The following is a 10,070-nucleotide window of genomic DNA, read 5'->3' as shown; positions in this document are numbered from 1 at the left end:
ATTCAGGGAGTGGGATCAGATCTTCCCGAGCGGATCGATGACTGTGGCAGCTGTGGACCGACTGGTGCACCACTGCCACATCGTGGGAATCAAAGGCGAGAGCTATCGGCAAAAACAAGCCGCAGCAAGGGTTTCCATCGATCAGAACGACCCGCCTGTGTAATTGACGCGGGCGTCATGGCCGTCACGATCAACGACACCAACGCTGCAGACCAGCAGAGGTAAGGCGGCGCCACGAAAACTGGGCCACCAGCCTTGAGATTGACGCCAGAACCACAACTTGATTGACGCGTCGCGACAGCCTGGACACGATCACCATCCCAACAGCGTTCTCACCCATCAGGAGGCATCACAGGAACTACGTCTTCCGGTCAACCAGATTGACGCAACACATCAACCTGATTGACACTGGACACCCTGGAGGTGTTCTATCCCACTTACCACCGCTGGCGCCAGCTGTACGGAGGTATGCAGGCCGAGGAGGCCAAGCGGCTCACCCAACTGGAAAAGGAAAACGGCCGACTGAAAAAGCTTCTTGCAGAAGCTGAGCTGGAGAAGGCGATGCTTAAGGAGCTCGCCGAGGGAAACTTCTAAGCCCGGAACGGCGACGCAGGGCTGTTGAGGCCCTGCGCGCCCTGTTCCGGGTTTCAGAGCGGTTCGCCTGCCGGGTTGTGGGCCAATACCGCAGCACCCAGCGCCATGGCGGCCGGGTTGTCGATATCCAGGAGAGCAAGCTGCGGCACCGTCTGCGGGAGATAGCGGCTGAGCACATCCGCTGGGGTCGACGTATGACCTACCGCTTGCTCAGGAGAGAAGGCTGGCTGGTGAACCACAAAAGGGTGCACCGGCTTTGGCGGGAGGAGGGCCTACAGCGCCCCACCCCTAGAAAACAGAAGCGGGCCCGGCCGTCTGATGGCTCCGTACGCCGTCACCAGGCTGAGCACCCGCATCAGGTCTGGGCGATGGATTTCCAGTTCGATGCCACCGCCGATGGGCGGCGGCTCAAGTTTCTCAACGTGATCGACGAGCACAGCCGGCTCTGTCTGGCCATTCGAGTCGGCAGACGCTGCAAGGCCAAGGACGTGGTGGCGGTGCTGGAGGATCTCACCAGCCTCTACCCGGCCCCGGCGTTCATCCGTAGCGATAACGGTCCAGAGTTCATTGCCCATGCATTCAAGAAGTGGTGTGGGGATAGAGGTACAACCACGGCCTATATCGAGCCAGGATCACCGTGGCAGAACGGTTTTGCCGAATCTTTCAATAGCCGATTCAGGGATGAGTTCCTCAATACCGAGCTGTTTGCCAATGTCGCCGAGACACAGTCCTTGTCTGATCGCTGGCGCTGGGAGTACAACACTTTGAGGCCCCATTCGGCCCTCCAGGGGCGTACACCCCTGGAGGCAGCTCAACCAGCTGCTGCATAACCACCCCTCTCATTCCGAATGGACCAATGAAGGGGGTCACGTCAGGTTCACTTATGTAAGGAATTTCTGACCAACAGGTGACGAGACCTCCCGGTGAATTGGCCTGTCGGCATCGATAAAAATTCTCAATACGTTTTCACAATGGATGTCTCAACCGTCTCGCCGAAGTTTCAGGTCGTCATTCCCAAGCGCTCGCTCGAGCAGTTTGGGCTGTGCCCGGGGCAGCAGCTCCAGGTCATCGCCCTACCCGGACGCATTGCGCTGTTGCCAAGTCAACCCCCTGCTGCGCTCCGTGGCTTTCTATATGGCGATAACACCTTCGAACGCAAGAGGGCTTCGCGACGTGGAACTGATCGAGAAGGTTTGAGACTCAGGCGACCACCAATAGCTGGGCAGTAGTGCTCTGCATGAAGCGCAAGCGCCCATGCTCCACATCCACCCTGATGCTGTGGCCCCCAGTGAATTGGCCAGCCAGGATGCCCTTGGCGAGGGGCGTTTCCAATTCGCGCTGGATGGCCCGCTTTAGGGGCCTGGCTCCGTAGACCGGGTCGTAGCCAACTGCGGCAAGCCAATCAAGGGCATCGGCATTGAGCTCCAGGACCAGTTTCTTCTCCTCGAGCCGGCGGGCTAGGCGACCCACCTGCAGCTCAACGATCTGGCGCAGTTCCTCCTGCCTAAGGCTGTGGAAGATAATCGTTTCATCGAGCCGGTTCAGAAACTCGGGGCGGAAGTGGCCCCTTAGGGCTTCATTGACCCTGGTTTCCATCTCGCCATGGCGGGCCGGATCCCCGGCCAGATCCAGGATCGAGGCACTGCCGATGTTGCTGGTGAGGATTAGCACCGTGTTGGTGAAGTCCACCGTGCGGCCCTGGCCATCGGTGACGCGGCCGTCATCGAGGATTTGCAGCATCACATTGAACACATCGGGGTGGGCCTTTTCCACCTCGTCGAACAGGATCACCGCATAGGGCCTGCGCCGCACCGCCTCTGTTAGCTGGCCGCCCTCTTCGTAGCCCACATAGCCAGGGGGCGCTCCGATCAGGCGGCTAACGGCGTGCTTCTCCATGTATTCGCTCATGTCGATGCGCACCATCGACTCCTCGCTATCGAATAGCTGGGTGGCCAGGGCCTTGGAGAGTTCGGTCTTGCCCACACCGGTGGGACCCAAAAAGAGGAAGCTGGCAATCGGCCGGTTGGGGTCACTTAGCCCTGCCCGAGATCTCTGGATCGCATCGGCCACTGCCGTTACGGCTTGGCTTTGGCCTATCACCCGGGTGTGCAGTTCATCCTCAAGCTGGAGCAGTTTCTCCATTTCGCTCTGCACCAACTTGGCCACTGGAATGCCAGTCCATTTGGCAATCACCTCGGCGATGTCGTCCTCGGTGACTTCTTCGCGCAGCAGCGATTTGCCCTGGCCCGCCTCGCCTGCAGCGGAATTGAGCTCCGCCTCCTTGGCGGCCAGCTTTTTGTGCAATTCGGCCAGGGTGCCGTATTCCAGCTCGGCGGCCTTATTGAGGTCGTAATTACGTTTGGCCTGCTCCACCTGCAGCTGGACCTGCTCAATTTCCTCCTTAACTGCACTTAGCTCATCGATTGAACCCTTCTCCTTTTGCCACTGGGCATTGAGGGCGCTCTGCTGCTCGCCTAGGTCGGCCAGCTCCTTTTCCAGGCGCTCGAGCCGATCGCGGCTTGCCGTATCTGATTCCCGGCCCAGGGAAAGTTTTTCCATTTCCAACTGCAGGATCCGGCGATCAAGTTCGTCGATCTGCTCTGGCTTGGAGGTGATTTCCATCTTCAGCCGCGCAGCAGATTCGTCCATCAAATCGATGGCCTTATCCGGCAGGAAGCGATCGGCGATGTAGCGGCTACTGAGCACGGCGGCCGCCACCAGGGCGTTGTCTGCGATGCGCACCCCATGGTGCACCTCATAGCGCTCCTTCAGGCCCCGCAGGATCGAGATTGTGTCCTCCACCGTGGGCTGGTCCACGAACACCTGCTGGAAGCGGCGCTCCAGGGCTGGGTCTTTTTCGATGTGTTGGCGGTGTTCATCGAGGGTGGTGGCACCAATGCAGCGCAGTTCCCCTCGGGCAAGCATCGGCTTGAGCAGGTTGCTGGCATCCATGGCACCACCGCTGGCGCCGGCCCCCACCACGGTGTGGATCTCATCGATGAACAGCACGATCTGGCCCTGGGATGCCGTGACCTCCTTGAGCACTGCCTTGAGCCTTTCTTCGAATTCACCCCGGTATTTGGCCCCCGCGATCAGGGCCCCCATATCCAGGGATACGAGTTGGCGATTTTGGAGGGCCTGGGGCACGTCACCATTGACGATCCGCTGGGCTAATCCCTCCACGATCGCCGTTTTGCCAACCCCAGGTTCGCCAATCAATACGGGGTTGTTCTTGGTGCGGCGGCTGAGGATCTGGATGGTGCGGCGCACCTCCTCATCGCGGCCAATCACCGGATCGAGCTTGCCCGCCCGGGCGGCGGCGGTGAGATCGCGGCCGTATTTCTCGAGGGATTCGTAGGTGCCTTCTGGATTTTGATCGTTCACGTTTTGGCTACCTCGGATTGCTGCGACGGCCTCCTTAAGTTTTTCGGCGTTGACCCCGGCCTGGGAAAGCAGCTGTTTGCCACAGCGATCATCGATCGCCAGGGCCAGCAGCAGGTGCTCAATGGCGATGAAGCTGTCGCCGTAGCTGCCCTTGAGGGCATCGGCCTGATCCAGCACGGCATTAAGGCCCTTGCCCAGGTAGACGTTGTCGGGGGCAGCGCTAAGGCTGGGCTGGGCAGCGACGTGGGCATCCACCTTTTGGCTGAGGGTGCCCACGTCCACTCCCGCCTTGTCCAGGATCCGACCCGCCAAGCCCTGTTGACCCAGCAGTGCAGCGAGCAGGTGCTCGCTTTCCATCTGCTGCTGGCGCTTCTGTTGGGCCAGCTGCTGGGCGCCAACTACGGCGGCCCAGGCTTTCTCCGTAAAAAGTTCGGCGGTGGGATGCATGGGGGGATCTCCTTGTTCGGAGTGCTGCACCAAAACTATGGCCAGTTCCCCTGGGGCCTAAGCCGGGCGACCGAACATTGCCTGGGGGCAAACCGGTGAGGGCCCCTTGATCTGCCTAGTTGCTGGTTAGGGGGATTACGCCGGCATTGGCGCCGCAAAGCTTTAGTGGGCAGCCATTTGTTCCGTAGATCGCATCTGCGGGCGAAAGGCAGCCGCCGGCATTTTTTGCCTTCACCTGGGCTGGGTTAATGCGTTTTGGTTGCAGCAAGGAGTTCTGGGGCGTCACCACCAATGGGCAGCTGCCAGCCATCCGCTCCTGGGCTAGGGCTTGCGGCACCATGGTGGCCGGCAGCGCCATGGTGGCCAGCATCAGCAATGGCAGTGTAATTTGCGCTCGCAAGGGCCCAGTCATGCTTTGATCCATCCTTCGATCCACTTTGCCCCGGCTTCGGGGCGCTGACACCTAAGCAGGCTGCCATGGAGAAACCTGGATTAGATGAATCTGGAGGCAAGCAAGGGGCATTGGTTGAACTACTGGCCGAGGCTTCCCGGGAATTTGATGCCACGGCCAAGGATCTGGAGCGCAACTGCTGGATGGCTGTGCACCGCCATGTCCATGGGGTTTTGCCCAGCGAATACGACATTCGCGAGGTGCCGGAAGACCTCTACCTGGCCGTTTTGGCTGCCCGTCGCCAGCTGGATAGTTAGCCAATAAAAAAGCCCCGGCCGGAGCCGGGGCTAGCAATCAAAAACGTTCAAGTCTCAGGACCAGCCCTTGCCAGACATTTCGATCACATAGGCGGCCACATCGTCGATGTCGGTGGCGCTCAGCTTGCCGCCAAAGGCAGGCATGGCGTTTTTACCGTTGGTCACCTGGTAGGCCACGGCAGCCTCAGGGCCACTGCTGTAGTTGGCCAGGTAGGCCTCGAGGGCTTCTTTTTTGAGGGTCCGTTCTGCGTTAACCACGTTTCCGCCACCCATGTGGCAGGCGGCGCAGTTGGCAGAGAAGATTTGGCCACCATGGGCCGCGTCAGCCGCGAAGCTAGGAGCTGCGCCCAGCACGAGGGCTAGGCAAAGGGCAATCAAGGAGAAGAGTCGGCGCATGGGAGGGCGCATCAAGGCAGGCAACCCATCGAAATTAAGGCCTGGTTGGCGCCGGTGCATGGGATCCGAGGTGCTTCGAAACATTTAGATCGCCCGAGCTAGCCCCTGACTTTCCCGCGCCTGGGCAGACCCGCCATCTCAAACACCGCCTCCAGGGTTGGGGCGGCGCTCACGAGGCCAAAACGCTCCGGCGGACTGATGGGCTGGTGGATGAAGTGGCGATAGCGGATTGAGAAGAGATCCCAGGGGGTGATTTCAATACGTAAAAACTTGATTAGGCCATTGATCAGCCAGCCTTTGAGATCCAGGCCGAAACTTGGATACCAGCTGCGGCGCCACCTACAGAGGCTGGCCACGGTTTGGTTCACCGTCACGGCTGCCTGGCCCAGCACCAGCCGGCGGATTGGCCCCTGGCCCGGTTCGGGGTTGGCCTGGTGGGGGGTAGTGGCCAGGTGGGCACAAACCTTGGCAATGTCTGCGGCGTGGATGAAATGGAAGCTGGCGTCGGTGCGCAGCCACTTGGCCAGGCCCATGAAGCGCACCGCTTCTTTGAGGCCCGCTGTTAGGTAGCTGGTGGGATGGAGATCTCCCCCATTGGGCCGCCCCGCTTCCCCCAGCCTGCCCCCAAAAACAAGGGTGGGAAAGATCGCCACCACCCTTTCGGCCAGCCCATGCTGCTCGAGCTGCCCTAGGCAAATGGCCTTGGTTTGGATGTATTCGGTGCCATGGGCCTGGGCTTCTGGCAGCAGTTTTAGGTTCCGATCGAGCAGGCTGGCGGTGGAGAAGTAAATCACCTGCTCCAGCACCTGGGGATTGGCGAGCCGCAGTAGTTCCTTAACTGCATCCACATTCACGGCCTGGGCCCGCACCGGATCGCCCCAGGCGGTGGCGGTATGAATGATGCGGGTGGCTGAGGCGATGGCGTCTGCGTGCACACCCAGCTCCCGCAGATCGCCAACCAGCAGGGTGACCCTCGGGTCTTGGCTGGGAATGGCCTGGAGTTTGGCTGGATCCCTCAACAGCAGCAGCAGCTCGGCATCGCTGTGGCGGTAGAGCTCTTCGGCGATGTATTGGCCAACGCAACCGCTGGCCCCGGTGATCAGGATCCGGGCCTGGGGGCCGCTCAAGCCAATGCTCCGAGGCGCTCCATCACCGTTTTCCCAGCCTCAAAGAAGGCACGGCCATTCTCCTCGGGGGTGCCGGGCAGGATGCCGTGGCCGAGGTTGAGGATGTGCTTGCGGCCCCTGGCCTTGCGCACCGTGTCGTCGATGCGCTCCTGGATTGCTGCGGGGGTACCAAACAGCAGCCCGGGATCAACGTTGCCCTGCACGCCCACATGCTCGGGCAACCGGGCCAGGCCCTCGGCCATGTCCACGGTCCAGTCGAGCGAAACGATGTCGACACCGGTGCGGGCCATCCGCTCGATCACGCCTGCGCTGCCTGAGATGTAGAGGATGAAGGGGGTGTTGGGGTGGGTTTGCTTGACCAGATCCACCACCTTCTTCTGATACGGAGCGGCGAAGCTGTCGTAGTCGATTGGGCTGAGCTGGCCTGCCCATGAATCAAACATTTGCACCACCTGGGCTCCGGAGTCGATCTGGTAGCGCAGGTAGGTGGCGATCGAGTTGGCGAAGTGGTCGAGCAGCCGGTGCAGCAGGGCTGGCTCCCGGAAGGCCATTTGCTTAATAACGGCATAGCTCTTGCTGCTCTTGCCTTCTACCACGTAGGCGGCCAGGGTCCAGGGGGCACCCACAAAGCCGAGCACGGCGGCTTCATTGCCCACCGACTCCCGTAGGCGGCTGAGCACCTCACCCACAAATGGCATGGTCTCTGCCGGTTGGAGGGGGCGCAGGGCCTCCACCTGGGCCATGGTGCGGATGGGGTCCTGGATCAGGGGCCCCTGGCTCTCGACGATGTCGAAATCAATCCCCATGCCTGGCAGGGGGGTGAGGATGTCGGAAAAGAGGATTACGCCATCGGGCTTGAAGGCGCGAAATGGCTGCATCGAGATCTCATAGGAGAGATCGGGGTTTTCCGAGCGCTCGCGAAAACCGGGATGGCGATCCCGCAGATCCCGGTAAACCTTCATGTAGCGGCCCGCCTGGCGCATCATCCAGACCGGCGGCCGCTCCACCTGCTCACCTTGGGCGGCGCGCAGCAGCAGGGGGGCGGTTCCGGTCATGGTTAAAAAGGAGGCCAGGGGCGAACTTACCCGAGCAGTGCCCCGCTGGTGGGGGCTTCTTCACAGCTGTCGGCAATGGCGAGCTGGCTGCGTTTTTCATCGCGCCTGAAGACCAGCACCGACAGAGGGGGTAGACACAGATCGAGGGACTGCTCATAGCTGTGCATGCCCCATTCATCGGTGAACTTGCCGCCGAGGTTGCCGAGGTTGCTGCCGCCGTAACGCTCGGCATCGGTGTTGAACACCTCCTCGTAAAAGCCGTCCATGGGCACGCCAACCCGGTAATGGGAATGGCTCTGGGGGGTGAAGTTGGCCACCACCACCAGCCAGCGACCCGTGGCGCTTTCGCGGCGCATGAAGCTAATGATTGAGTGCCGGTTGTCGTTGCAATCGATCCACTGGAAGCCGAATTCGCTGAAGTCGTCGCCCCAGAGGGCCCGCTCCGATTTGTAGAAGACGTTGAGATCGTCCACCAGCAGTTGGAGGCCCTGGTGGGCGCTGTGTTGGAGCAGTTCCCACTGCAGATCTCCCCACACGTTCCATTCGGAACGTTGGCCAAACTCCATCCCCATGAAGATCGTCTTCTTGCCGGGGTGGGTCCACATGTAGGCCAGCAGGGCCCGCACGTTTGCAAACTTTTGCCAGTCGTCGCCTGGCATTTTGTGGAGTAAATGGCTCTTGCCATGCACCACTTCGTCGTGGCTGAGGGCGAGCATGAAGTTCTCGGTGAAGGCGTACCAGATCGAGAACGTCACATTGTTCTGATGGAACTGGCGGAACCAGGGATCCAGCTCGAAATAATCGAGCATGTCGTGCATCCAGCCCATGTTCCACTTCAGATTGAAGCCCAGGCCTCCGATATTTGTGGGCTGGGTCACCATCGGCCAGGTGGTGGATTCCTCGGCAATGGAAAGGGCTCCAGGGAAGTGTTCAAACAGCACATGGTTGGCCTGCTGGAGGAACTGCACGGCCTCGGTGTTTTCCCGGCCACCGTGCTCATTGGCTAGCCACTCCCCATCGGGGCGCAGGTAGTCGCGATAGAGCATCGAAGCCACCGCATCCACCCGAATTCCATCGATGTGGAATTGTTCAAACCAATAGATCAGGTTGGCTACCAGGAAGTTGCGAACTTCATTGCGGCTGTAATTGAAAATAAGGGTGCCCCATTCCTTGTGCTCGCCAATGCGGGGGTCGGCGTGCTCGTAGAGATGGGCCCCATCGAAGAAGGCCAGGCCGTGGGCGTCCTTAGGGAAGTGGCCTGGCACCCAGTCGAGGATCACGCCAATGCCCTCGGCGTGGCAGCGATCCACAAAGGCCCGGAATTCATCGGGGCTGCCGAACCGGCTGGTGGGGGCATACCAGCCCGTTACCTGATACCCCCAGGAGCCATCGAAGGGATGCTCTGAGATCGGCATCAATTCTATGTGGGTGAAACCCCTGGCCTTCACGTAGGGGATTACCTGGTCGGCCAGTTCGGGGTAGGTGAGCAGGCGGGCACCGGGTTTGAGATCGGCGGCAGCCACGGGGGGCCGGGCCGTGCCATCGGCCTCGATGTAGGGCTGGTCGGCGCTGGCGTGCATCCAGCTGCCTAGGTGCATCTCGTAGACCGAAACGGGCTGATCGAGGGGGTTGCGGCTGTCACGCTCGGCAATCCATTCGTTGTCTGCCCAGGTGTAACCAGCCAGGGGGGCCACTACGGAGCCGTTGTCGGGCCTTACCTGGTGCCGGAAGCCATAGGGATCGGATTTTTGATAGCAATGCCCGTTTTGGGCCCGCACTTCATATTTGTAGATCTGGCCGGCTTCCAGGCCAGGGATAAACAACTCCCAGCCGCCGCCCAGCCTTGACTGCATTGGGTGGTGGCGGCCATCCCAGCCGTTGAAATCCCCCAGAACAGCCACGCTGAGGGCATTTGGTGCCCACAGGCAGAACATCACCCCGGCAATGCCATCGCGTTCCACCAGGTGGGCGCCCATGCGCTGCCAGATGTGGTGGTGGTTGCCCTCGGCAAAGAGCAGTTGATCCAGCTCACCCATCCATTCCTCGCGGAATGCCCAGGGGTCGTGCTGGATGTGCTCAATGCCAGCCCGCAAAACCTTTAGTTGATAGCCGCTGCTTGGCTTCTGCTCAAATTTGGTCTCGAATACCCAGGGATGGTTGGGGCACTCCAGGGTCTGGCTTTGCCCCCCGGCGATCAACTCAACCCTTTCCGCCTCGGGCATCCACACCCTCACTACCCAGCCGCCGCTATCGAGGGGCTGGGGGCCGAGCACCGCAAATGGGTGATCGTGGCGGCATTCAGCAAGGCGCTGGCCGTCTTGCACCATCCATTCGAGGTTGAGCAAGCCCATCGTCCAGC

The 10,070-nt window shown here is 60.8% G+C and carries 11 protein-coding genes; 5 read left to right on the top strand and 6 right to left on the bottom strand.

Annotated features, from left to right (window positions below; genetic code table 11):
* The 4 genes from KBY58_RS07850 to KBY58_RS07835 form a co-directional block, all read left to right on the top strand.
* Nucleotides 1-163, top strand: a 163-nt coding sequence (locus tag KBY58_RS07850; RefSeq protein WP_255003818.1) for an ATP-binding protein, incomplete at its 5' end; no start/stop codon positions are given.
* 239 nt (nt 164-402) lie between these two features.
* Complete coding sequence (locus tag KBY58_RS07845; RefSeq protein ID WP_255003807.1) at nt 403-594, top strand: transposase; 192 nt, start codon at nt 403-405, stop codon at nt 592-594.
* Between the two features lie 32 nt (nt 595-626).
* Entirely contained in the window at nt 627-1,424 is a 798-nt protein-coding gene (locus KBY58_RS07840; RefSeq protein WP_315858046.1) for an IS3 family transposase, read from the top strand.
* A gap of 141 nt (nt 1,425-1,565) precedes the next feature.
* The gene (locus KBY58_RS07835) at nt 1,566-1,823 is read left to right on the top strand and encodes an AbrB/MazE/SpoVT family DNA-binding domain-containing protein (protein ID WP_255003815.1); all 258 of its coding nucleotides are present in this window, start codon (nt 1,566-1,568) and stop codon (nt 1,821-1,823) included.
* On the opposite strand, the gene clpB is transcribed toward KBY58_RS07835, so the two are convergent.
* A complete protein-coding gene (clpB, locus tag KBY58_RS07830; RefSeq protein ID WP_255003806.1) occupies nt 1,795-4,425 on the bottom strand; it encodes an ATP-dependent chaperone ClpB in 2,631 nt (876 codons plus the stop codon). The genes KBY58_RS07835 and clpB overlap by 29 nt on opposite strands.
* Before the next feature lie 115 nt (nt 4,426-4,540).
* Nucleotides 4,541-4,825 carry a hypothetical protein gene (locus tag KBY58_RS07825; protein ID WP_255003803.1) on the bottom strand — a complete coding sequence of 95 codons (285 nt, stop codon included), beginning with the start codon at nt 4,823-4,825 and terminating at the stop codon, nt 4,541-4,543.
* Between the two features lie 77 nt (nt 4,826-4,902).
* On the opposite strand from KBY58_RS07825, the gene KBY58_RS07820 reads away from it, so the two are divergent.
* Complete coding sequence (locus KBY58_RS07820; RefSeq protein WP_254933423.1) at nt 4,903-5,133, top strand: hypothetical protein; 231 nt, start codon at nt 4,903-4,905, stop codon at nt 5,131-5,133.
* A 54-nt stretch (nt 5,134-5,187) separates the two neighbouring features.
* Here the strand turns inward: KBY58_RS07820 and KBY58_RS07815 are convergent, their stop codons facing one another.
* The 4 genes from KBY58_RS07815 to glgB form a co-directional block, all read right to left on the bottom strand.
* Nucleotides 5,188-5,529, bottom strand: coding sequence for a c-type cytochrome (locus tag KBY58_RS07815; RefSeq protein ID WP_254933422.1), 342 nt, complete (start codon nt 5,527-5,529; stop codon nt 5,188-5,190).
* 98 nt (nt 5,530-5,627) lie between these two features.
* Nucleotides 5,628-6,656, bottom strand: a complete 1,029-nt coding sequence (locus tag KBY58_RS07810; RefSeq protein ID WP_255003802.1) for an NAD-dependent epimerase/dehydratase family protein — start codon at nt 6,654-6,656, stop codon at nt 5,628-5,630.
* Nucleotides 6,653-7,711 (bottom strand): uroporphyrinogen decarboxylase, encoded by a 1,059-nt coding sequence (hemE, locus tag KBY58_RS07805; RefSeq protein ID WP_255003801.1) that lies wholly within the window; start codon nt 7,709-7,711, stop codon nt 6,653-6,655. Before hemE ends, KBY58_RS07810 begins: the two co-directional genes overlap by 4 nt.
* A 26-nt stretch (nt 7,712-7,737) precedes the next feature.
* Nucleotides 7,738-10,062, bottom strand: a complete 2,325-nt coding sequence (gene glgB / locus KBY58_RS07800) for a 1,4-alpha-glucan branching protein GlgB (RefSeq protein WP_255003800.1) — start codon at nt 10,060-10,062, stop codon at nt 7,738-7,740.
* Nucleotides 10,063-10,070: the final 8 nt, after the last annotated feature.

Origin of the sequence: Cyanobium sp. HWJ4-Hawea (genome assembly GCF_024345815.1) — a bacterium.
Lineage (GTDB): Bacteria > Cyanobacteriota > Cyanobacteriia > PCC-6307 > Cyanobiaceae > Cyanobium_A.
This window is presented reverse-complemented; position numbering and strand designations above follow the sequence as displayed.

What these genes read in the sequence shown, in the direction of transcription:
- KBY58_RS07835 (WP_255003815.1), top strand. Translation starts at nt 1,566, where the DNA reads ATGGATGTCTCAACCGTCTCGCCGAAGTTTCAGGTCGTCATTCCCAAG.
- KBY58_RS07820 (WP_254933423.1), top strand. Translation starts at nt 4,903, where the DNA reads ATGGAGAAACCTGGATTAGATGAATCTGGAGGCAAGCAAGGGGCATTG.
- KBY58_RS07815 (WP_254933422.1), bottom strand. Translation starts at nt 5,529, where the DNA reads ATGCGCCGACTCTTCTCCTTGATTGCCCTTTGCCTAGCCCTCGTGCTG.
- hemE (WP_255003801.1), bottom strand. Translation starts at nt 7,711, where the DNA reads ATGACCGGAACCGCCCCCCTGCTGCTGCGCGCCGCCCAAGGTGAGCAG.
- clpB (WP_255003806.1), bottom strand. Translation starts at nt 4,425, where the DNA reads ATGCATCCCACCGCCGAACTTTTTACGGAGAAAGCCTGGGCCGCCGTA.
- glgB (WP_255003800.1), bottom strand. Translation starts at nt 10,062, where the DNA reads ATGGGCTTGCTCAACCTCGAATGGATGGTGCAAGACGGCCAGCGCCTT.